This is a genomic window from Nonomuraea sp. 10N515B (assembly GCF_052245915.1).
GTDB lineage: Bacteria > Actinomycetota > Actinomycetes > Streptosporangiales > Streptosporangiaceae > Nonomuraea.
The window spans coordinates 96,445-118,164 of sequence record NZ_JBQQBQ010000004.1 but is presented as its reverse complement, the minus strand read 5'-3'; the positions used below and the strand labels follow the sequence as shown (position 1 = coordinate 118,164).

The 21,720-nt window shown below is 73.1% G+C and carries 19 protein-coding genes; 10 read left to right on the top strand and 9 right to left on the bottom strand.

Annotated elements, in window-relative coordinates:
• Window positions 1-2 precede the first annotated feature (2 nt).
• From fdxA to ACTWQA_RS07100, 3 genes are read left to right on the top strand one after another with little or no spacing between them, the layout of a single operon-like run.
• The gene (fdxA, locus tag ACTWQA_RS07110; protein WP_327583883.1) at window positions 3-335 is read left to right on the top strand and encodes a ferredoxin; all 333 of its coding nucleotides are present in this window, start codon (window positions 3-5) and stop codon (window positions 333-335) included.
• 8 nt (window positions 336-343) lie between these two features.
• Window positions 344-1,180, top strand: a complete 837-nt coding sequence (locus ACTWQA_RS07105; protein ID WP_443158458.1) for an amidohydrolase family protein — start codon at window positions 344-346, stop codon at window positions 1,178-1,180.
• A 3-nt stretch (window positions 1,181-1,183) separates the two neighbouring features.
• Window positions 1,184-1,711: a gamma carbonic anhydrase family protein gene (locus ACTWQA_RS07100; RefSeq protein ID WP_443158457.1), complete on the top strand. Its 528-nt coding sequence runs from the start codon at window positions 1,184-1,186 to the stop codon at window positions 1,709-1,711.
• A 3-nt stretch (window positions 1,712-1,714) separates the two neighbouring features.
• Here the strand turns inward: ACTWQA_RS07100 and ACTWQA_RS07095 are convergent, their stop codons facing one another.
• The 3 genes from ACTWQA_RS07095 to ACTWQA_RS07085 form a co-directional block, all read right to left on the bottom strand.
• Entirely contained in the window at window positions 1,715-2,410 is a 696-nt protein-coding gene (locus ACTWQA_RS07095; RefSeq protein ID WP_443158456.1) for an enoyl-CoA hydratase/isomerase family protein, read from the bottom strand.
• A gap of 107 nt (window positions 2,411-2,517) precedes the next feature.
• Window positions 2,518-3,516: a LacI family DNA-binding transcriptional regulator gene (locus tag ACTWQA_RS07090; protein WP_443158455.1), complete on the bottom strand. Its 999-nt coding sequence runs from the start codon at window positions 3,514-3,516 to the stop codon at window positions 2,518-2,520.
• A 43-nt stretch (window positions 3,517-3,559) separates the two neighbouring features.
• On the bottom strand, window positions 3,560-5,077 hold the full coding sequence (locus ACTWQA_RS07085; RefSeq protein ID WP_443158454.1) for an alpha-N-arabinofuranosidase: 1,518 nt from the start codon (window positions 5,075-5,077) through the stop codon (window positions 3,560-3,562).
• Between the two features lie 201 nt (window positions 5,078-5,278).
• On the opposite strand from ACTWQA_RS07085, the gene ACTWQA_RS07080 reads away from it, so the two are divergent.
• Window positions 5,279-7,450: a glycoside hydrolase family 6 protein gene (locus ACTWQA_RS07080; RefSeq protein ID WP_443158453.1), complete on the top strand. Its 2,172-nt coding sequence runs from the start codon at window positions 5,279-5,281 to the stop codon at window positions 7,448-7,450.
• 230 nt (window positions 7,451-7,680) lie between these two features.
• Here ACTWQA_RS07080 and ACTWQA_RS07075 read toward each other — a convergent pair whose 3' ends face one another.
• Both ACTWQA_RS07075 and ACTWQA_RS07070 read right to left on the bottom strand, forming a co-directional pair.
• A complete protein-coding gene (locus ACTWQA_RS07075; RefSeq protein ID WP_443158452.1) occupies window positions 7,681-8,985 on the bottom strand; it encodes a rhodanese-like domain-containing protein in 1,305 nt (434 codons plus the stop codon).
• Window positions 8,986-9,048: 63 nt separating this feature from the next.
• Window positions 9,049-9,318 carry a metal-sensitive transcriptional regulator gene (locus tag ACTWQA_RS07070; RefSeq protein ID WP_443158451.1) on the bottom strand — a complete coding sequence of 90 codons (270 nt, stop codon included), beginning with the start codon at window positions 9,316-9,318 and terminating at the stop codon, window positions 9,049-9,051.
• Window positions 9,319-9,489: 171 nt separating this feature from the next.
• On the opposite strand from ACTWQA_RS07070, the gene ACTWQA_RS07065 reads away from it, so the two are divergent.
• The 6 genes from ACTWQA_RS07065 to ACTWQA_RS07040 are packed head-to-tail and all read left to right on the top strand — an operon-like array spanning window position 9,490 to window position 16,970.
• A complete protein-coding gene (locus ACTWQA_RS07065; protein ID WP_443158450.1) occupies window positions 9,490-10,935 on the top strand; it encodes an ABC transporter substrate-binding protein in 1,446 nt (481 codons plus the stop codon).
• 29 nt (window positions 10,936-10,964) lie between these two features.
• Window positions 10,965-12,680 carry an ABC transporter permease subunit gene (locus ACTWQA_RS07060; RefSeq protein ID WP_443158449.1) on the top strand — a complete coding sequence of 572 codons (1,716 nt, stop codon included), beginning with the start codon at window positions 10,965-10,967 and terminating at the stop codon, window positions 12,678-12,680.
• A complete protein-coding gene (locus tag ACTWQA_RS07055) occupies window positions 12,677-13,675 on the top strand; it encodes an ABC transporter ATP-binding protein (RefSeq protein WP_443158448.1) in 999 nt (332 codons plus the stop codon). The genes ACTWQA_RS07060 and ACTWQA_RS07055 overlap by 4 nt, the downstream gene beginning before the upstream one ends.
• Window positions 13,676-13,706: 31 nt before the next feature.
• The gene (locus ACTWQA_RS07050; protein ID WP_443158447.1) at window positions 13,707-14,492 is read left to right on the top strand and encodes an ATP-binding cassette domain-containing protein; all 786 of its coding nucleotides are present in this window, start codon (window positions 13,707-13,709) and stop codon (window positions 14,490-14,492) included.
• A gap of 43 nt (window positions 14,493-14,535) precedes the next feature.
• Window positions 14,536-15,135: a TetR/AcrR family transcriptional regulator gene (locus tag ACTWQA_RS07045; protein WP_443158446.1), complete on the top strand. Its 600-nt coding sequence runs from the start codon at window positions 14,536-14,538 to the stop codon at window positions 15,133-15,135.
• Window positions 15,132-16,970 (top strand): alpha/beta fold hydrolase, encoded by a 1,839-nt coding sequence (locus ACTWQA_RS07040; RefSeq protein WP_443158445.1) that lies wholly within the window; start codon window positions 15,132-15,134, stop codon window positions 16,968-16,970. The genes ACTWQA_RS07045 and ACTWQA_RS07040 overlap by 4 nt, the downstream gene beginning before the upstream one ends.
• On the opposite strand, the gene ACTWQA_RS07035 is transcribed toward ACTWQA_RS07040, so the two are convergent.
• The 4 genes from ACTWQA_RS07035 to ACTWQA_RS07020 are packed head-to-tail and all read right to left on the bottom strand — an operon-like array spanning window position 16,924 to window position 21,697.
• Window positions 16,924-17,694 carry an SRPBCC domain-containing protein gene (locus ACTWQA_RS07035; RefSeq protein WP_443158444.1) on the bottom strand — a complete coding sequence of 257 codons (771 nt, stop codon included), beginning with the start codon at window positions 17,692-17,694 and terminating at the stop codon, window positions 16,924-16,926. The genes ACTWQA_RS07040 and ACTWQA_RS07035 overlap by 47 nt on opposite strands.
• Window positions 17,694-18,491 carry an SDR family oxidoreductase gene (locus ACTWQA_RS07030; RefSeq protein ID WP_305915968.1) on the bottom strand — a complete coding sequence of 266 codons (798 nt, stop codon included), beginning with the start codon at window positions 18,489-18,491 and terminating at the stop codon, window positions 17,694-17,696. Before ACTWQA_RS07030 ends, ACTWQA_RS07035 begins: the two co-directional genes overlap by 1 nt.
• 58 nt (window positions 18,492-18,549) lie before the next feature.
• Window positions 18,550-20,145: an amidase gene (locus tag ACTWQA_RS07025; RefSeq protein ID WP_443158443.1), complete on the bottom strand. Its 1,596-nt coding sequence runs from the start codon at window positions 20,143-20,145 to the stop codon at window positions 18,550-18,552.
• Complete coding sequence (locus ACTWQA_RS07020) at window positions 20,135-21,697, bottom strand: class I adenylate-forming enzyme family protein (RefSeq protein ID WP_443158442.1); 1,563 nt, start codon at window positions 21,695-21,697, stop codon at window positions 20,135-20,137. Before ACTWQA_RS07020 ends, ACTWQA_RS07025 begins: the two co-directional genes overlap by 11 nt.
• Between the last annotated feature and the right edge of the window lie 23 nt (window positions 21,698-21,720).

Here is a 21,720-nt window from a genome sequence, read left to right as displayed (position 1 = left end):
ACATGCCGTACGTCATCGCCGCACCCTGCATCGACGTCATGGACAAGTCGTGCGTCGAGGAGTGCCCGGTCGACTGCATCTACGAGGGGGACCGCAAGCTGTACATCAACCCCAAGGAGTGCATCGACTGCGGCGCGTGCGAGCCCGTGTGCCCCGTCGAGGCGATCAGCCAGGACCGCCGGGTCGACCCCGAGCACGCCGGCTTCGTCGAGGACAACCGCCGCTTCTTCATCGAGGTGCTGCCGGGACGCGAGGCGCCGATCGGCACGCCCGGAGGGTCGAACAAGACGGGCCGCATCGGCGTGGACACTCCCATGGTGGCGGACCGGTCATGATCGACGGCATGCGACTCATCGACGCGCACGTGCACATCCCCGTGCTGGACACCCTCAAGCCGGCCTGGCTGGAGTGGGCCCGCGACTTCGGCGAGCACGGCCTCATGGAGGACGCCTGGGACTCCGGCGGCAGGCCGCGCCCGGCCCGCCTGGATGAGATCTTCGCCGCTCAGGGCGTGGACGTGGCGTTGTTGTTCTGCGAATACAGCCCCAAGGCGACCGGCCTGCAGACCTTCGAGGACCTGCTGCCGATCGTCGAGCACAACCCGGCCAGGTTCCGTCCGGTCGCCAACGTCAACCCGCACCTGCACTTCCCGATCGCCGAGGAGGTGCGGCGGCAGCTCGACCTCGGGGCCGCCGCGCTGAAGCTGCATCCGGTGCACGGCGGGTTCCGCTGCGACGACGCGGCCCTCTACCCGGCCTACCAGGTTCTCGAGGAGCGGGGCGTCCCGCTCGTCGTGCACTGCGGCACCAGCTCCTTTCCCGGCTCGATGAACGAGAACGCCGACCCACGCTTCCTCATCCCCGTCGTGCGCGACTTCCCCGGCCTCAACGTCGTGCTCGCGCACGGCGGGCGCGGCTGGTGGTACGACGCCGCGGCCTTCCTGGCGCTGTCGAACGACACCGTGTGGCTGGAGCTGTCCGGCCTGCCGCCCAAGCGGCTGCCGGAGTACTACGCGCGTTACGACCTCACCCGCCTGGCACGCAAGTGCATCTTCGGCACCGACTGGCCCGGCGTGCCCGGCATCGCCGCCAACGCGCGTGCCGTCGCCGGGCTGCTGCCGGCCGACGTGGCCGCGGCCGTGCTCGCGGGCAACGCGATGCGCGTGTACGCGGGGGTGTGACCGGTGCCCGTTTACGCTCTCGGCGACCAGGTGCCCCGCATCCATCCGGACGCGTACGTCCACCCCGACGCCGTCGTCATCGGCAGCGTCACCATCGGCGCGGAGTCGTCGGTGTGGCCGGCTGCCGTGCTGCGGGGCGACTTCGGCCGCATCGAGATCGGCGAGCGTACCTCCGTCCAGGACGGCACCGTCGTGCACACCACCGAGCAGTGGCCCACCGTGATCGGCAGCGACTGCGTGGTCGGGCACAACGCCCATCTCGAGGGATGCACGGTCGATGACCGCTGCCTCATCGGCTCGGGCGCGGTCGTGCTGAACCGCGCCCTGGTCCGCACCGGATCGGTGGTCGGCGCGCAGGCGCTCGTGCCAGAAGGGCTGGAGGTCCCGGCCGGCCACCTGGCGCTCGGCGTGCCGGCCCGCCCCAGGCCCATGGACGGCACCGCGCAGAGCGAGTGGATCGACTTCGGCGTGGACGAATACCGCGGCAACGCCAAGCGCTACCGGCACGAACTCCGCAGGCTGGACCCCTGACCGTCAGCGGCGCTTGTCCAGGAACGCCGTCATGCGCGCGTGCTTGTCCTCGGTCTCGAACAACACGGCCTGCGCCACGTCGTCGAAGCGCGGATGCGCGCCAGGAGGCGCGGCCAGGGCGAGCTTGGTCAGGCGCAGCGCGAGCGGCGCGTTCTTGGCGATGCGGGCGGCCAGCCGGTCCGCCGCGGCCGCCAGCTCGTCCTCGGGGACGAGCTCGTTGACCAGCCTGACGGCCAGCGCCTCCTCGGCGGACACCACTCTGCCCGCGAGCAGGATCTCCTTGGCGAGCGGCTCGCCGACCAGCTCGCGCAGCCGCCAGCACGCGCCCGCGGCGGCCATGATGCCGAGCCCCGCCTCGGGATTGCCGAACCGGGCCCGCGGGGTCGCGATGCGGAAGTCGCAGGCGTAGGCCAGCTCCGCGCCGCCGCCCAGCGCGGGCCCGTCGATGGCGGCGACCGTGGGCAGCGGCAGCCGGGCGATGCGGTCGAACAGGCCGCTGTTGATGCCGGCCAGGGCGTCCTCGCGCCGGCGCTCGCGCAGCTCCCGGATGTCGGCGCCGGCGGCGAACACCCCGTCCGACCCGGTGATCACCAGGATCCGGGGGTGGCGCTCCAGCTCGGCGCACACCTCGTGCAGATCGGCCACCATCGCCGCGTCGATCGCGTTGCGCACGTGCGGGCGGTCCAGCCGGACCAGCACCCGATCCTGACCGTCCTCGATCCTCAGTGTGTCGCTCAGCGGACGCTCCTCTATCCAGAACGTGCTACAGATCCATGATGATACGACACTCTAACGTAGAGCGATGGTCAGGTGGTGGATTCGCGGACCATGAGCTCGAAGGGAGCGGTGTGCTCACGGGCCTCGCGTGCGGGCGCCCCCATGCGGCCGGTCAGCAACTCGACGGCCTTCGCGGCCATCCACCGGTGATCCGGCGCCACCGTGGACAGCGAGGGAACCATGAACTCCGCCTCGGGGATGTCGTCGAAGCCGACGATGCGGACGTCGCCGGGGACCCGGAGCCCGCGGTCAGCCAGGCCGCGGAGCACTCCCTGCGCGACGGTGTCGGTGACCGCGACCACGCCGTCGACCTCGCGGCCGGAGCCGGCCAGGCGGTGCGCCGCCTCGCGGCCCGCCTCCATCGTCATCCTGCCGACGGTGAAGAGCAGCCCGGGATCGGGCTCGAGCCCGCGCTCGGCGAGGGCGGCGAGGTAGCCCTGGTAGCGGCGGGTCACCACGTTGACCCCCTCCAGGGCGTCGCCGGTGACGATCGCGATCCTGCGGCATCCCCGGTCGATCAGGTGCCTGGTCGCCGCTTTCGCGCCTTCCTCGTTGGGCATGGCGACGTGGTCGAAACGGCCGCCGAAGTCCCGCTCGCCGAGCATGACGATGGGGTAGCCGGCGCCGGCCAGCCGTGGATCCTCCCGCCCGAGCTCGACCGCGCTGAGGATCAGGCCGTCGAAGTGCAGCGTGTGCGAATGGGCGATCGCGTCGATCTCCCCGGCGGCGGCCGCCCCGGTCTGCTCGATCGCGACGTGGAAACCCCGCTGCGCGGCCTCGTCGATCACGTGCGCGGCGAGGTGGCCGAAGTAGGGGCTGTGGATCTCCGGCACGGCCAGGCCGATGATGCCGGTCCGCCCGGACTTGAGCGTCCGGGCGGAGAGGTTGACGCGGTAGCCCGACTGCCGGATGGCCTCCAGCACCCGGCGGCGGACCGGGTCGCTGACCCCGGCGCGGTTGTTGACCACGTTGGAGACCGTCATCTTCGACACACCCGCCAGCCGGGCGACGTCGTTCATGGTCACCATGCCTGTGAGCCTATCGCGGTGGGCTCGGCGGCCCTGGTGACCGTCATCCGAGGCGGGCCTCCACGGTGACGAAGGAGTGGGCGGGCAGGTGCACCCGCAGCCCGGAAGCGGTCGCCGTGACCTGCTCGTGAGCCCTCGGGGCGACGGCGGCCGGCGTCTCGGGCGTGTTGTGGGCCTGCAGCTTCTCCGCGGTGAGGATCCGGGAGCGCGCGCCGGCCACGGCGCCGCCACGCAGGTCCAGCTCGACGTCGACGGCCTCGGCCGCGTCCAGGTTCGACATCGACACGAGCATCCGTCCGTCCTTGCGGCTCGCCGAGATCGAGACCGTCTTCAGCGTTTCCCCGCCGGGCAGGCCAGCCGGGAGGTCGACCCGCAGCGAGGCCGCGTCCTGGTGGCCCTTGTTCATCTCGAACACGTGGTACGTGGGCGTGAGCACGAGTGCGCCGGAGTCGGGGTCGGTCAGGATCATGGCCTGGAGCACGTTCACCGTCTGGGCGATGTTGGCCATCACCAGCCGGTCGGCGTGGCGGTGGAAGATGTCGAAGTGCAGGCCGGCCACCAGCGCGTCCCTGAGCGTGTTCTGCTGGTAGAGGAAGCCCGGGTTGGTGCCCGGCTCGACGTTCCACCACGTGCCCCACTCGTCCAGCACCAGGCCCACCTTCTTGCCCGGGTCGTAGCAGTCCATGACGTTCGAGTGGCCGGTGAGGAGCTCGTCGATGCGCGCGGCCTGGACCATTGTGCGGTAGTAGTCGTCGGTGTCGAACACGGTGGCGTCGCCCTTGTCCTGCCACGTGCCCGGAATCGTGTAGTAGTGCAGGGAGAGCGCCTGGTAGAACGGCTGGGGCCGGTAGGCGCAGCCCAGGTCGCCGAGCTGCTTCATGAGCGTCTCGGTCCAGGCGTAGTCGTCGGTGTTCGCGCCGGCGGCGATGCGGTAGAGCTTGTTGTCGCCGTGGTCGCGGCAGTAGGTGCCGTAGCGGCGGGCCTCGTCGGCGTAGTGCTGGGCGGTCATATGGCCGCCGCAGCCCCAGGTCTCGTTGCCGAGCCCCCAGAAGCGCACCCGCCAGGGCTCCTCGCGGCCGTTGGCCTTGCGCAGGCGCACCATCGGCGAGTCGCCCTCGCGGGTGAGGTACTCGACCCAGTCGCTCATCTCCTTGACCGTGCCCGAGCCGACGTTGCCGCTGATGTACGGCTCGGCGCCGAGCAACTCGCACAGGGCCATGAACTCGTGGGTGCCGAAGTGGTTGTTCTCCTCGACGTTGCCCCAGTGGGTGTTGACCATCGAGGGGCGCTGGTCCTTCGGCCCGATGCCGTCCATCCAGTGGTACTCGTCGGCGAAGCAGCCGCCGGGCCAGCGCAGGTTGGGGATGTTCAGGGCACGCAGCGCGTCGACGACGTCCAGGCGGATGCCGCCGGCGTTCGGGAGGTCGCTGTCCTCGCCCACATAGAACCCGCCGTAGATGCAGCGGCCCAGATGCTCGGCGAAATGACCGTAGAGATGCCGGTTGATCACCGGACCCTCGACGTCGACATTGATGATGGCAGGCACGACGACATTGCTCATGGATGAATCCCTCAGGGGTGGTGGAGGTTGCTTTACCGATACATGGATCGATAAAGCGAGGCAACTTTATCGATACAGCCACCACTGTCAAGGGCTGAACCCGGAGGCCGCCGGATCCGTACCTCCTGTCGACTGTCTGGAGGAGAGAGTCCTGTTGCGTTCTGGTCTCAGGAGGACCCTCGGGTCCTGGATGGGCGGGCGATGGCACACGGCACCAAGCACGGCGAGGCAGTGGGTGGGCGAACCGGCGGTGACCCCCTGCAGGTCGGCGGCCATCGCGTGATCCGCCGGCTCGGCGCGGGCGGGATGGGCGTCGTCTACCTGGCGGAGAGCCCTTCGCGGCGACTGGTGGCGATCAAGATCATCCACCGGCATCTCGCCGGGGACCCGGAGTTCCGCCGGCGCTTCCGCCGCGAGGTCGCGACCACGCAGCGGGTCGCCCGCTTCTCCACGGCGCCCGTGCTCGAGGCCGATCTGGACGGCGACCTCGCGTACGTCGTCACCGAATACGTGCCCGGGCCGACGCTGTTTCGCGCGGTCAAGGAGCGGGGCCCGATGTCGGGCTCGGAGCTCGAAGGGCTCGCCATGAGCACGGCGGTCGCCCTGTGGGCCATCCACGCGGCCGGCGTCGTCCACCGGGATCTCAAACCGTCGAACGTGCTGCTGTCCCCCGTGGGTCCTAAAGTCATCGACTTCGGTCTCGCCTTCGCGGCCGACTCCACCACTCTGTCGTTCACCAGGATGGGCACGCCGGCGTACATGTCTCCGGAGCAGGTGCGCGGGCTGCCGCTCTCGCCGGCCTCCGACGTCTTCGCCTGGGCCGGCGTCGTGGTCTTCGCGGCCGGTGGGCAGCCGCCGTTCGGCAGGGGAGCGGGCCACGAGGTGCTCTACCGCGTGGTTCACGACGACCCCGTGCTTCCCGCGTTGGACGGCGTGCTGGGGGAGCTGGTGTCGCGGGCGCTGAGCAAGAACCCGGCGGCGCGGCCGTCGGCAGCGGAGCTCGTGGACCTGCTCGCCGGAGGCACCGGTCTCCGGCTCCCGCCGGCCATCCCGGGGGTCCGCCAGGAGCCCGAGGCCCCGTCGGCCGATCCGGAGCCGCGTGCGATCACCAGGCCGGGCAAGGGGCGCAGACGCCGGCGGGCCCCGTACCGGCGTTGGGCGTGGGGCGGTGCGGCGTTGGCCGCGCTCGCCCTGGTGACGGCAGGCGCGGTCCTCGTCTCTCAGGTGGCCGCCAACCGCAACCTCCTGCCTGCCGAACTGGCCCTTCATGAACCGTCCGCGCAGGACGCCGGAACGCGCTGGCGGAAACTCCCCGGTGAGAACCCGCTCCACGCTGACGGCGTGCGGTTCCACGTGCAGCCGGACAACGACGCGGCGCGGCAGGCACGGGCCTGGTCGACGCAGGGCAGGACGGCCGACGCCGCCCTCATGCGGGCCCTGTCGGAGGTCCCCGCGGCCATGTGGCTCGCCGGAGGCTCGCCCGCCGACATCTCCCGTACGGTCCGTGACGCGGTCGCCGAGGCGGACCGGCAGCGGACCGTCCCCGCGTTCGTCACCGACCACATCCCCGGACGTGATTGCTGGAACGGCGGCGCTCCGAACGCCGAGAGCTACCGGGCGTGGATCGACGCGGTGGCCGAGGGCATCGGGAGCCGGCCCGCGGTCGTCGCCCTGGAGCCCCATGGCCTGGCACGGATGCCCGGCAGCCCGGAGTGCCCACAGGGTGGGCAGGCCGCCGCCGCCCAGCGGTACGCCGATCTCACGTACGCCGTGGAGACCCTCACCGGCCTGGCCCGCACCGCCGTGTACCTCGACGGCGGGCTGGCGGGGTGGCCCGCCTTCACCCAGATCGCCGACCGGCTGGTCAACGCGGGGGTGGTCGACGCCGACGGCTTCTACGTCAACATGGTCGGCTACCGCACGACCGAGCTGTCGCTCGCGTACGCCGCCAAGCTGTCCAGATGTGTCTACTTGAGAGTCGCGTCGAGGACGGCGTCGTGCGCCGACGCGGCTCTGGCCGCCGTGCCCGACTCCGCGCCCGGCCTGCCCCACTTCGTCGTCGACACCAGCCGCAACGGGGCGGGGGAGTGGGAGCCGCCGGCCGGGCGGTTCCCCGTGCCGGACGAATGGTGCAATCCTCCGGGCCGGGGTGCGGGCGCGCGGCCGACCGCCGACACGGGGAGCCCGCTGGCCGACGCGTTGTTGTGGCTCAACAGCCCGGGGTTCTCCAACGGCCAGTGCACCAGGGGCACCTCGGGGCCGGCCGACCCGGTGTACGGCATCGTCACCCCGGCCGCCGGTCAGTGGTGGCCTGACCAGGCCCTCGAACGGGCGAAGAACGCGGTCCCGCCGCTGCCGCCCGCGGCGCGGTAGCCGCCCGGCGCAGGGCGGCGATCGCGGCGAGCGTCAGGCCGCCGCCGATGACACCGGCGGCGATCGTCGCCGCGGGCAGCCACGGGCTCGCCACGACCGCGACATCGGTGGACCCGGCTCCGGTGAGCGCCTGCTGGGCGCGTTCCGCGCGGTTGCCGGACTGGCAGATGAGCACCATGGGGCCGCCGGGGTGCGCACATCGACGAGCAGCACACCGGGGTCGGCCGCGATCAGCGAGCGGCGAGGTCGGGCGCGCCGGCGCCGGTGAGGGCCGCCGTGCGATATCCCAGGCGGGCCAGGTGCCCGGCGGCGATGGCCGAGCGGCGGCCGCTGCCGCAGGCGACCAGGACCGGCCGCGCCGGGTCGAGCTCCGCGGGAACGCCGAGGGTGAACAATTCGGGCAGGAAGCGTTCGACCGCCCCCTCCACCCGGGCCGCCGCCCACTCGTTCGGCATCCGCACGTCCAGCAGCTGCGCCCCGGGCCGGGCGAGCCGCTCGGCGAACGCCTTCAGCTCCAGCAGCTCGTACGTCTGCGTGGCGGCCTCACCCAGCTCCCGGACGACGCCCTGGACGGTGTCGATGCCGATCCTGGCCAGCTGGGTCACGGCCTCGGCGACGTCCTGGCCGGGCTCGGCGACGAGGGTGATGGGCTCCTGGTACGGCAGCAGCCAGCCCGCCCACGCCCCGAAATCGTCGTCCAGCTCGATGCCGAGCGAGCCGGGCAGCATCCCGCGCGCCTGGACCTGACGGGGCCGGATGTCCACCACGTGCGAGCCGGCGGGCACGGCGTCGAGCTCGGGGACCCCGACCGGAGGCATGGGCGCCCCGCCGAGGGTGTTGGCCGGGCCCATGCGCCGGTAGTAGGCGGGGATGGGCATGGGATCGGCGAGCACCCGGTCGGCGAACGCGTCGGCGTCGTCGATGGCCAGCAACGGGTTGTCCGTCAGCTCCGCGCCGATGCTGGAGGTGAGCCGGCCCGCGCCCGTGGCCGTGCAGAACGAGCCCTCGCCATGCGTGGGGTACAGGCCGACGCCGGGCGGCAGCGCGGCCAGCCGGCGCAGCGAGAGGTGCTGGAGCCGGGCCAGCGTCGGGGCGCGTTCGGGGCCGAGGAGGTCGGGGCGGCCGGCCGAGGCCACCAGCAGGCTGCCGCCGGAGAACACCGCGACCGGCTCGCCGTCGATGAGCACCAGGTAGCTGGTGTGCTCAGGGGTGTGGCCGGGCGTGTGGATCGGCCGGATGGTGAGCCCGCCGCCCTCGATGTCCTCCATATGGAAAGCGGGCGTGTGCCGGTACGCGGCCGCCGCGGCGGCCGGCAGCACCAGCTCCGCGCCGGTCCGCAGCGCGGCCTGCGCGGCGCCGGAGACGTAGTCGTTGTGCAGGTGCGTCTCCAGCACGAACCGCAGCTCGACGTCGGCCGCGGCTGCAAGAAATCGGTCGATGTCCCGCTGCGGATCGACGAGGACACCCTGGCCTTCGTGGGTCAGCAGATAGGTCTGGTCGCCCAAGCCAGGGGTGCGAAAAGGTATGACGTCCATAAAATACCCCCAGGGGTATGTAGATCGTACAAAAATGCGGCCGCGGAGCCCGCGGCCGCTGGACTAGGCGAGGGCCAGGAAGAGCTTTTCCAGCTCGGCCACGCTCATCGGCGGCTGCTCGCCGCGGTCCTGCGCGTCCTGGCAGTGCCGCAGCCCCGTGGCCACGATCTTGAATCCGGCGCGGTCCAGCGCCTTGGAGACCGCCGCCAGCTGCGTCAGCACCTTCGTGCAGTCCTCGCCGGCCTCGATCATCGCGATCACCCCGGCCAGCTGGCCCTGCGCCCGCTTCAACCGGGTCAGCGCGTCGCCCACCATGCCCTCGGTCAGTTCCATGTCCTCAACTATACCCCGAGGGGTATTAACGCTCACAGGTGGGGCGAGATCCGACTATGGAAACGGTTTTCATGTGCTAATCTCGCGATCGCCCCAATCCCCCTGAACTAGGGACATTCAGTGCGTTACCCCAGCTTTTCGCGTGCCCTGGCGGCAGCTTGTGCCCTTTCCGTGGCCGCATGTTCTGTGCCGGCAGGCGGGCAGAGCACGGACTCCGCCTCGACCGGCGGCCGGATCAAGCTGGCGATGCTCCAGCCCCCGCGTACGGGCCTGTCGCCGTTCAGCGACGACGCCTTCAAGCTGTCGCGCTGGTCCACCGCCGAGACCCTGATCAACCTGGACGAGATCGGTGACGCGCGAGCGGGGCTCGCCACCGCGTGGGCGCGGACCTCCGCACGGACCTGGGAGTTCACCGTCCGCCCCGGCGTGACGTTCCACGACGGCACCCGGCTGACCGCCCAGGTGGCCGCCAACGTGCTGACCCGCGCCACCAAGGCCACTCCCAAACCGCGCATCCTCGACGGCGTCGAGCTGACCGCCAAGGCGGAGGGCGACAAGGTGGTGGTGACCACAGGCGAGCCGGACCCGCTCGTACCGCAGCGTCTGTCCTCGCCGCAGCTGTCGATCCTCGCGGAGAGCGCCTACGGCCCGGACGGCACGGTGAACCCGGTCGGCACCGGCAGCGGCCCCTTCAAGCTGACCAGGGTCAACGGCACCACGACCGCGACCCTCGATCGTTACGACGGCTACTGGGGTGAGAAGGCCAAGGCCACCGGCATCGACGTCGCCTTCGTGCCGGACGGCACCGCCCGCGCCGCCGCCATCCGCAGCGGCCAGGCGCACATCGCCGAGGCGGTGCCGGTCTCACAGGCCGCGCTGCTGCAGAAGGAGACGGTCAGCGAGGTGCCGATGCCGCGCACCAACACCCTCTACCTGAACACCAAGACGGGTCCCTTCAAGGACCCGGGGGTACGCGCCGCCGCACGCACGGCCATCAACCCCGCGCAACTGGTCGCGGGCGTGTACGAGGGCCGCGCCGACCTCGCCCGCGGCCTCCTGGGACCCGCGCTGCCGTGGGCCGCCGAGGGCCGCCGCCCCCTGACCGGGCGCACGGCGCCCACGGACGCCAAGGGCGTGTCGATCACCCTGGCCACCTACTCCGACCGGCCGGAGCTGCCGGAGGTCGCCTCGGTGCTGCAACAGCACCTCCAGGCCGCCGGGTTCACCGTCAAGCTCGTGGTCCGCGAGTACGCGCACATCGAGGAGGACGCGCTGGCCGGCGCGTTCGACGCATTCATCCTCTCCCGCGCGACCGTGCTGGACTCGGGCGACCCGGTGGCGTACCTGCAGGCCGACTTCACCTGCGAAGGCTCCTTCAACCTGGCCAAGTTGTGCGACGAGGACGTCGACCAGGCCGTGAAGAAGGCCGCGGCGACGGAGGCCGGCCCCCCGCGGCGCGCGGCGATCCTGGAGGCCGAGGCGGCGATCCTGCGAACCGACGCCGCGATCCCGATGTTGCACGAGCGCGTCATCCAGGGCGACGCCACCACGGTGGCGGACTCGGCGAAGGACCCGCGCGAGCGCGCCCTGATCACCACCGACACGCGGCTGAAATGACGGTCCCGGGAAGGGGGGAGCGCGCCGGCGTGCCGGCCTCGCGCGCCGTCGCCCTCGTCGCGATCATCGTCGCGGTCGGGCTGCTGCCCTGGTTGTCCGGCCGCGACGCGGCGCTGTCGCTGTTGCGCGCCCGGTCGGGCGAGCAGGAGCCGACGCCGGAGACCCTGGAGGCCATCCGGCGCGACCTGGGCCTGGACGGCGGTCCCGTACCGGTGCTCGGCGACTGGCTGGCAGGCGTGCTGCGCGGCGATTTCGGCCGCTCCTGGGTGAACGGTGCTCCGGTGCTGCCGTCGGTGATGTCGGGGCTCGGCGTCTCGCTGACGCTGATGGGCGCGGCGCTCGTCGTGACGCTGGTCCTGGCCTGCGTGTTGTGCGCGCCGACACTGGTGCGCGGCGCGCGCGGCACCCTGCGCGGCGCCCGTGGCACGGGGTCCGCGGCGGCCGTGCTCGCCGCGCTGCCAGAGTTCCTCGTCGCGACGCTGCTGCTGATCACGCTGTCGGTGTGGCTGGGCTGGCTGCCGCCGTACGGCTGGCACAACCCGCAGGACATGGTGCTGCCCGCGCTCGCGCTGGGCATCCCGGCCGGCGGGGTGCTGGGGCGGCTGGTGGACGACGCGCTGCCGGCCGTGTTCGCCGAGCCGTGGGTCGGATTGTGGCGCTCGGCAGGCTGCGGTCCCGGCGTGCTCGCGCGGGCGGTGCTGCGGCGTGCGCTGCCTGCTCTCGTGCCGCAGTTCGGGCTGGCCACGGTCGGGCTGACGGGTGGCGCGGTGGCCGTCGAGACGGTGTTCGCGGTGCCCGGCATCGGGCGTACCGCGCTGGGCGCGGCGGAAGCGCAGGACCTGCCGCTGCTGCAGGCCGCGGTGCTCGCCCTCGTCCTGCTCGGTGTACTCGCCGGAATCCTGTCGGGCGCCGCACGGCGCTGGATGCTCGGCCCCGGGCTGCGTGACGCCGCCCTGTCACTGCCCCCGCCGGTGACCGGTGACGGCCGGGCGCGCCGCCTGATCCCGGCCGCCTGCGCCGCGGTGCTGGCGGCCGCCATCGGCTGGGGTCTGCTCCTCGATCCGCTGGCCGTGGACCTGGCCGCCAGGCTCGCCGGGCCGAGCTGGGACCATCCGCTGGGCACCGACGCGCTCGGCCGGGACGTGCTGGCCAGGGCCGGTCACGGGGCGGCGGCCACGGTCGGGGTGGCGGCACTGGTCTGCGCCGCCTCCTACGTCGTCTCCCTTGCCCTCGGCTTCCTCCCGGGCGTCGCCTCCGGGGCCGCCGACATCGGCAACGCCGTGCCGCCGGCGATCGCCGGAATCCTGGCCGCGGCGTTGCTGGGTCCCAGCACGCTCGGCGCGTCCGTCGCGGTCGCCCTGGCGTCCTGGCCCATGCTCGCCGCCCACGCGGCCGCGCTGGTCTCCGAGACCCGCGCCGCCGCCCACCTGGTGGCCCAGCGCGCCATCGGCTCGCCACCCTCCTGGATCCTGACCCGTCACGTCCTTCCCGCAGTTGCCGGTCCGCTCGCCCGGCACGCGGTGCTGCGCCTGCCCAGCATCGCCCTGGCCATGGCCTCCCTCGGCTTCCTGGGCCTGGGGGCTCAGCCGCCCGCTCCCGAGTGGGGGCTGACGCTGGCCGAGTCGCTCCCGTACATCGAACGCGGGCCGTGGGCGTCGCTGGTCCCGGCGGGGATGCTCCTGCTCCTGGCCGCTCTCGCGGTCTCGTTGTCCACCCTCGCCGGTACGCGGGGACGGCCGGCATGACGGGCGCCCAACCGCTGCTGCGCGTGCGCGACCTGCGCATCGCCGGTCCGGACGCCGAACTCGTCCGCGGCCTGTCCTTCGAGGTGGACCACGGCGAGACGGTAGCCGTCGTCGGCGAGTCCGGCGCGGGCAAGTCGCTCACCGCGCGCGCCGTGCTCGGGCTGCTGCCCCCCGGCCTGCGCGTCTCCGGCAGCGTACGCCTGGACGGGCGGGAACTGCGTGGAGCACCGGAGCGCCGCTACCGGCAGGTTCGAGGGCGACGCGTGGCCTTCGTGCCGCAGGACGCGCTGTCGGTGCTCAGCCCCGTGCACACCGTCGGCGACCAGCTCGCCCTCGCCGCGAGATCGGTGCGCCGGCTGAGCCGCAGGGCCGCGGCGGAACGGGCGGTGGCCGCGCTGGAGCGGGCCGGCATCCCCGACGCGGCCCGGCGGGCGCGTGCCTACCCGCACGAGTTCTCCGGCGGGATGCGGCAGCGGGTGGTGATCGCCATGGCCACCGTCAACGAGCCCGCCCTCATCGTCGCCGACGAGCCGACCACGGCGCTGGATCCGGTGGTTCAGGATCGCATCCTGCGCATGCTGGGAGAGCCGCGCGAGGGCACGCGGCCGGGCCTGCTGCTGGTCACGCACGATCTGGCGGTGGCCGCCGCGCACGCGGACCGGGTGCTGGTCATGTACGCGGGGCGGCTGGTCGAGTCCGGCCCGGTCGGCCCGGTGCTGCGCCGCCCCCGCGCCCCCTACACCGGCGGGCTCCTCGCCTCCCTGCCAGGGCGGGCCGCGACGGGCCGGCGGCTGCCGTCGATCGGCGGCTCCCCATCGCGGCCCGGCGCGTTGACGCTCGGGTGCGCCTTCGCGCCCCGCTGCCCGGCCGCCGCCGACGAGTGCCGGCAGCGGGAGCCGCAGCCGCACGAAGCCGGCGACGAGCGGCTGGTCGCCTGCCACCGGGTCGGCGACCTGCCGGATCCGGTGACCGAGCTGTTCGAGGAGCCGGCATGACGCCGCAGGCCACGCGATCGGAGGGCCCCGCATGACGCCGCCGCCCCTGTTGGACGTCCGCGACCTCACCGTCCGCTATCCGGCGCGCGGCCGCCGTACGCCGCCGGTCCTCGCGGTGGACCACGTCTCCTTCACCGTGCCGCACGGCGAGACCCTGGCCCTCGTCGGCGGGTCGGGATCGGGCAAGTCGAGCATCGCCGCCGCCGTCCTCATGCTGCGCAGACCCGAGAGCGGGTCGGTGCGGTTCGACGGCCACGAGCTGACCGGGCTCGACGAGCACGCCCTACGCCCGCTGCGGCCCGCGCTGCAACCCGTCTTCCAGGACCCCTACGGCTCGCTCAGCCCTCGCCTGCGCGTGCACGACACGATCGCCGAGCCGCTGCGCGTCCAGGGACGCTGGGATCCGCTGACCGGACCGGCCCGCGTCGCGGAGCTGCTCGACCTCGTACGCCTCGACGGCTCACTCGCCCGCCGCAGACCGCACGAGCTGTCCGGCGGCCAGTGCCAGCGCGTCGGCATCGCCCGAGCCCTCGCCTGCGACCCCAAGCTCCTGGTGCTCGACGAACCCGTGTCCGCGCTCGATCCCTCCGTACGGGCCGGAATCGTCAACCTCCTCGCCGACCTGCGCGACGAGCTGGGTCTCGGCCAGCTGTTCATCGCCCATGACCTGGCCCTCGTCCGGCACGTGGCCCGCCACCAGGTCGCGGTGCTGCACCACGGCCGGATCGTCGAAACCGGCCCGGCCGATCGCGTCTGGGACGCGCCCGCCCACCCCTACACCCGCGAGCTCCTCGCTGCCGCCCGCCTCACGCCATGAACGCACGGTTGCATAAATATATAGACCGGTCTATTTTGCTTGCATGGTCACTGACAAGGGAGCGCGGACGACCGCGCGCCTGACGGAGTCGATGCTCGAACTGATCCAGGCCCGCGGCTACAGCGGCACGGGCCTCAACACGGTGGTGGAGCACGCTCAGGCCCCCAAGGGGTCGCTCTACTTCCACTTCCCCGAGGGCAAGGAGGCGTTGGGCGAGAAGGCCGTCGAGCTGGCCGCCGAGCAGTTCCGCGGGCTCGTGACCGAGATGGCGGCGGAGGCCGCGAGCCCAGGGGACGTGCTCCGGCGCGTCGTCGACGTGCTGGCGGGCATCCTCACCGGCAACGACTACCGGCTCGGCTGCCCGGTCTCGGTGGTCACGTTGGAGATGGGCGCGCACAGCGAGCGCCTGCGCACCGCCTGCGCGGCCGCCTTCGAATCGTGGATCGCCCCGATGACCGACCACCTCGCCGGCCGCGGCCACGCGCGTGCGACGGCACGTGCCATGGCCACCACCGTCGTCAGCACGCTGGAGGGCGCGATGATCATGTCCAGGGCCCGGCGCGACGTGGAGGCGCTGCGCAACGCCGCTCTGGTTCTCGGCGCACTCCTCGACCAGCCGCCCGCCGAAGAGGAGACCTCGTGAACCGGCATGCGCTCGTGTTCGGGGCCTCCGGGTTCATCGGCCGCCATGTGATCCTCGCGCTGGACCAGGCCGGTGTCCGGGTCACCGCGCCCACTCGGGACAGCGGGTCCTTCGCCAGGCTGAGCGGCTGGCTCGCCGCGCACGGATGCCGAGCCGCCGTGGACGGCGTCCGCGTCGACTTCGACGCGCCGGCGTTGATCGACGGTGACGGGGACGACGTCACCGAGATCTACAACTGCGCGGGGGCCTACCGGTTCGGGATGACGGTAGCGGAGGCGCGTCGCGCCAACGTCGACAGCGTCAGGGCGATCGTGTCCTTCGCCGCGCGCTTGCCGCGCCTGCGGCGGCTCGTGCACGTCTCGGGCTACCGCGTGGGAGGCCAGGACGCCGCGACGGTGCCGTGGAGCGACGAGCTCGTCCGGCAGGTCTACCAGCGCGTCGGCGCCTACGAGGGGTCCAAGATGGAGGCGGACGCCGTCCTGCGGGCCCTCGCCGATCAGCTGGGCGTGCCCTGGTCCATCGTCAACCCGTCCAGCGTGATCGGGGTCAGCACGAGCGGAGAGTCCGATCAGCAGCTCGGTCTTGCCGCGACCCTGAAGGAGATCTGGCGAGGCTCGGTCGCGGCCCTGCCGGGCGACACGCGGACGTTCGTCCCCGTGATCCCCGTGGACTATCTGGCTCGATTCATGACGCTGCTCCCTGAGGACCCGGCCGCCGCGCGAGCCGCGTTCTGGATCCTGGACGACGACACTCCGCCGCTGCCGGATCTTCTCTCGCTCGTGGGCCGGCACTATCAGGTCAAGGTCCCGCGGCTGAGGGTCCCCGTGCCGGTGATCCGGCGGCTGCCCGCCGCGCTGACCAAAGCGGACCCGGAGACGCTGACCTTCATGTCGTCCGACCGCTATCCCACGGGGCCCGCCCGCGAGTTCGCCGGACGTCACGGACTCGAGCTCCCCGACACCGTCGAGTCGATCCTGCGGTGGGCCGACCACCTGGGCGCCCACCGGTTCGGGGCCGCCTCCGCCGAGGGGCCGGCGCGGCGGTTCACCCGGCACGCGGGCGTGCGGACGTTCGGAATCGGCGACCCGGGCGCGCCGGTCCTGGTGCTGCCCGGTCTTCCCGTCAACGCCGACACCTGGGCGCCGGTCGCCGCCGCGCTCGGCCACGCGCGCGTGGTGGACCTTCCCGGCCTCGGCCTCAGCGCGGGCCGTCCCCAGGACCTGCCCGCGTGGCTGGCCGCGCTGGTCGAGGAGACCAGCCCTGCGCACCTGGTCGGCCACTCCCTCGGGGCCGCCGCGGCGCTCGAGGCCGGACTGGCGCGCCCGGATCGCGTCGAGCAGCTCACTCTGGTGTCGCCCTTCTTCCTGCAGGCCGGCGCCCCGTTCGCCACGCGCCTGGCCCCGCTCACCCGTCTTTACCTCCGCCGGGCACGTCCCGGCGCCCTGTCACGGCTGCTCACCGGGGACGCGTCCCATGCGGACCAGCTCGTGTCCAGCGCCGAGGACCTGCGCCGGGGCCGCGTAGCCGCCCACGTGGCGCAGCTCCTGTCCGCCGCCGGCCGCGAACGATGGCGGCGGGACCTTCGAGCCAAGCTCGGCCGTTACCCGGGCCGCGTCCACGTGATCGTCGGGTCCGAAGACCCGCTGACCGGCGAAGGCCGGGCGCTGGTGGACACGCTCGGCCCGCGGGCGAGCGTGTCCACGATCGCCGGGGCGGGCCACCACCCGCAGCTCACCGACGGCGAGGAACTGGCCCGGACGATCCGGGAGCACGCCCGCGGACCTCACATCAGCGCCGACAGCGGCGGGAGCGGGTGGCGAGGGCTCCCGCGATGACCCCGGCTGCGAAGGCCGCGAGCACCGGCGCGGCGCGCCGCAGCAGTGGGAGTGCGACGAGCCGCAGACCGTCGAGCGCGGGGGTCTCCGGCTCGGAGGTCGACGCCGTCGCGGGATCGGCCGATCCCCGGACGCCGGACGGGACGGACGCCGCGCGGTCGGCGGATCCCCGGACGCCGGACGGGACTGACGCCGCGCGGTCGGCGGATCCTCCAGACCCGGACGATGGCGCCGGTGCCGGCTGGGCGGATCCTCTGGTGTCTGCCGGTGGAGCGGGCTCGGGGTGGGTGAGCAGGGTCTCGAGGTTCGTGGCGAATTCGTCGATCAGCCGTCGGGACACGTCCGCGATGACGCCGCGGCCGAACTGGGCGACCCTGCCGCGGATCATCAGGTCGGTGTCGAGGGAGACCTTCGTCCCGGCCGGGTCCGGCGCCAGCTCCGCCACGACGTGGGCGTCGGCGTTGCCGTTGCCGTTCTGCTCCGCGCCTGAGGCCCTGAGGACCACGCGGCGGCTCGTCTCGTCCGCCTCCAGGAAGCGCACCTTCCCCCGGTACGCCACGCCGAGCGGGCCCACCTTGACCTTGACCTCTCCCTCGTAAGCGTCATCGGCGCGACCGAGCAGCCGGCTGCCCGGCATGCATCCGGCGATCCGTTCGACGTCGAGGAAGAGGTCGAAGACGCGGGCGGGCTCCTCGGCGAGGGTGAATGTGTGGCGCAGTCGCATCAGGTGTCCATGATGCTCTTGCGCTGGGCGCCGTCGAGCGGCAGATGGGCGCCGTTGACGAAACTCGCCCGCGGCGAGGCGAGGAAGGCCACGACCGAGGCGACCTCCTCCGGCTCGCAGATGCGGCCGAGCGGGATCGAGGCGACCGCCAGCTCGTGCGCGCGGTCCTGGCTCACTCCCTTGTCCCGGGCGAACGCCTTCTCCAGCGTGTCCCAGCGGTCGGTGTTGACCGGGCCGGGGTTGACGGTGTTGATGCGCACGCCGTACCGGCCGTACTGCTCGGCCACCGACGAGGCGAAGTTGATGTCGGCGGCGTTGGCGACGCCTGCCGTCATCTCCCAGTAGCTGGGCTTGAGCCCGTCGTTGCCGACCACGAGCACGATGGATCCGCTGCCCCGCTCGCGCATGTGGGGGATGACCGCTCGGACCGTCCGCACATACCCCATGAATTTGAGGTTGAGGCTGCTCATCCACTGTTCCTCGGTGAGGTCCTCGAGGAGGCCGCCGGGCGAGCTGCCGGCGCAGGTGACCAGGACGTCGATCCGGCCGAACCGCTCCAGGGTCTCCTCGACGCAGCGTCGCACGTCCTCGGTCACGCTCATGTCGCCGGCCAGCGGCAGGACGGTGCGCCCGCTGGCCTCGGAGATCTTCTTGGCCGTCCTCTCCAGTTCGTCGGCCGTGCGGGCCGTGATGACCACGTCACATCCTTCGCCGGCGAGCTGTTCGGCCACCGCCCGGCCGATCCCCTTGCTCGCCCCGGTGATGAAGGCGACCTGCCCCTCGAGCTTGAGGTCCACGAACGTCTCCTTTAGGTCGACTGTTGATATTTGATATACCATCCATCAACCTGAGACGCTAGACCCGTGATGACGCGATGACAGTGCCTACGACGCACAGGAGCGCCTCGGTCCGTGGGGGGCCGATGAGCTGCGCGCCGACGGGTCGTCCGGTCGCGTCTGTCCCTGCCGGCACGGACAGCGCCGGCAGGCCGGTCACCGAGGCGAGCGCGGTGAGCCGCGCGTAGGCGGCGCCCGTGGCCTCCGGGCGGCCGGCGACCTCGATCGTGTCCGCTCCGGTAGGGGCCGCGGTGACCGGCACGGTGGGCAGGAGCAGCAGGTCCGCGCCGGTGGCCCGCAGGCCCGCGATGATCAGGTCGCGCAGGTGGGCGGCCACGCGGCGGGCCCGTACATAGTCCGGCGCCCTGACCTCGGCTCCGGTCCGGAGAGTCGCGCGGAGCTCCGCCGACGCCGCGCCCGGCGCGTCGGCCCACAGGTCGGCGGATTCGGCGAGCATCACCACCAGCGTGACCGCCGGCGCTGCCGCGATGACGCCGGGCAGATCCAGCTCGACGACGTCGGCGTCGGCGGCGAGGAGCGCGTCGCGGGCGGCGGCCATGCGGTCTGCGATCCCCTCCCCGACCCTGCCGCGCCACAGCCCGTCGGGCATCGCGACCCGGCGACCGTGCAGGGCGGAGCGTCCGCGGGTGGGTGCTCCGGTGCGCTCCCCTGGCGGCCAGGGCGATCCGGCGGGGAACGCTGCCGGCCAGGGCGATCCGGTGAGTGTCGCGAACACGGCGGCGCAGTCGGCCGCGGACCGGGCGATCGGTCCCACTGTGTCCTGGGTGGGGGCGAGCGGGGTGATGCCTGCCATCGGGATGGTTCCCCAGGTCGGCCGCAACCCGGCGACCCCGCACAGCGCGGCGGGGTTGCGGATCGAGCCGCCGGTGTCCGTGCCCAGCGCGATCTCGACGATGCCCGCGGCGACCGCCGCCGCCGACCCGCCGCTCGATCCGCCGGCCGACCGCGAGAGGTCCCGGGGATTGCGGCAGCCGGGCGTCGTCATGCCCCATGCGAGTTCGTGCATCCGGGTCTTGCCGATGAGGACGGCTCCGGCCTCCTCCAGGAGACGTACGACGGTGGCGTCCCGTACGGGCACCCGATGTCCCAGGCCGGGGGTGCCGTTCCTCGTGGCGACCCCGGCCACGTCGATGTTGTCCTTGACCGCGACCGGCACGCCGTGCAGCGGCCCGCGGACCAGACCGTCCCGCCGCTCGGCATCCGCCCGGCGCGCGGCGGCGATGGCCTGGTCCGGCAGCAGGGCGACGAACGCGCCGGAAGCGTCCGCTTCCGCGGCGGCCAGGGCCGCCTCCGCGAGCTCCACCGCCGTCGCCGCACCGTGGCGCAACCGCGCGCCGAGCGCGTCGAGCCCACCGGGCCCCCACCGGCCCGCACTGTCGTCCGGCAGGTGACCGACGGCCGGCCATCGGCCCGCGCCGGCCATCGGCAGATCGCCGCCGGCCATGGCGCTCGGATCCGGTTTGGAGGGCGGGCCGGTCACGCCGTCCGGCCCGTTCTCGGGCAGCGGCACCGCCCGCAGCCGGTTGACCGCGCGCTCCAGCGCCGAGGTCCACGGCGACGCCGATTCCTGGCCCGGCGGCAGGTCAGGTGTCATGGGCCGAGGGCGCCGGCAGCTCGTGGCGGACGATCTTGCCCATGGCGTTGCGCGGCAGCGCATCGATGAAGAGCACCCGCTTGGGACACTTGTAGGGGGCCAGCCGGGCGCGGGCGAAGGCGATGAGGGCGTCCTCCGAGACGGCGGGGGAGTGGCCGGCCGGCACCACCCAGGCGGTCACCTCCTCACCCCATCGCGCCGACGGCAGGCCGGCGACCGCGGCCTCCGCGACGCCCGGATGCTCCTCCAGCACCTGCTCCACTTCGCGGGGGTAGACATTCAGCCCTCCGGTGATGACGAGCTCCTTGGACCTGCCGCTGATCGTCAGATGGCCGGTGGCGGGGTCGACGTGGCCGAGGTCGCCGGTGCGGAACCATCCCCCTGGATGGAACGCCTCGGCGGTCGCCTCAGGACGGTTCCAGTAGCCCGTGAACACCTGAGGGCCGCGCAACACGATCTCCCCCTCCGCCGCGTCCCGGCCCGCGGCGTCACAGATCCGCAGCTCCACGCCCGGCAGCGGCAGCCCGACGGTGCCCGGCAGCCGCGGCCCGCCGAGTGGGTTCGACACGTTGAGGCCGCTCTCGGTCGTTCCGTATCGCTCGAGCGGGACCTGCCCGATCGCGGTGGCCACCCGCCGGGCCAGCTCCGGCGAGAGCGGCGCCGACCCGCAGACCGCCAGGCGCAGCCGCCGCAGGGAAGCAGGCTGTGTGAGCTCCGCGAGCTCGGCCACCCGCTCGTACATCGCGGGTACGGCGAACAAAACGCTGGCCCGCTCCTCGGCAACGGTCTCGACGAGCCGCCGCGCGTCGAAGCGCGAGAGGACCCGGGTGCGGGATCCGGTGAGCAGGGCGGCATGGACGCCGCCGAGCCCGTGCTGATGGGTCAGCGGCAGCGCGTGGACGAGGACGTCGTCAGCGGTCCACCGCCAGGCGGCGAGGGCCGCGCGGATCGACGACAACAGGTTGGCATGGCTCAGCGGCACGCCCTTGGGCGTCCCGGTGGTTCCCGAGGTGTAGGCGAGGAGTGCGGGCGAGTCCGACGGGACCGGCTCGGGATCCCGGGCGAGCCCGCAGGCCAGGACGTCGCCGAAGTCCGTACCGTCGAGTGCCGCCAGCGTGCGCAGCGGATGGCCGATGCGGGCGAGCGCCTCGCGGGACGCCCCGGCGGCGAAGGCCGCCTCTGCCCCCGCGTCCGAGACGAGGTGGCGCAGCTCCCGCTCGGTGAGCGCGGGGCTCGCGAGGACCGCCACACATCCGGCCCGCACCACGCCGGCGTAGGCGGTGACGAGGGCGATCCCGTTGGGCGCCGCGATGACGACGCGGGCGCCTGCCGGGAGGCGCCCGCGCAGCCAGCCGGCCACCGCCGCCGCGCGTTCGTCCAGCTCGGCGTGGGTCAGCGCGTCCTCATCGACCTGTACGGCCACGGCGTCAGGACGTTGCCGTGCGGTCCGCTGGAACGCCTCGCCCAGCGTGCCCTCCGCGAGCCCTGCGAGCACGCCGGCGACGTCGTCCTCCACGTGCCGCTCCCAAGCCGCCCGTCCCAGGTCATCCATGTGCCGCTCCCAGGGCCCGGCGT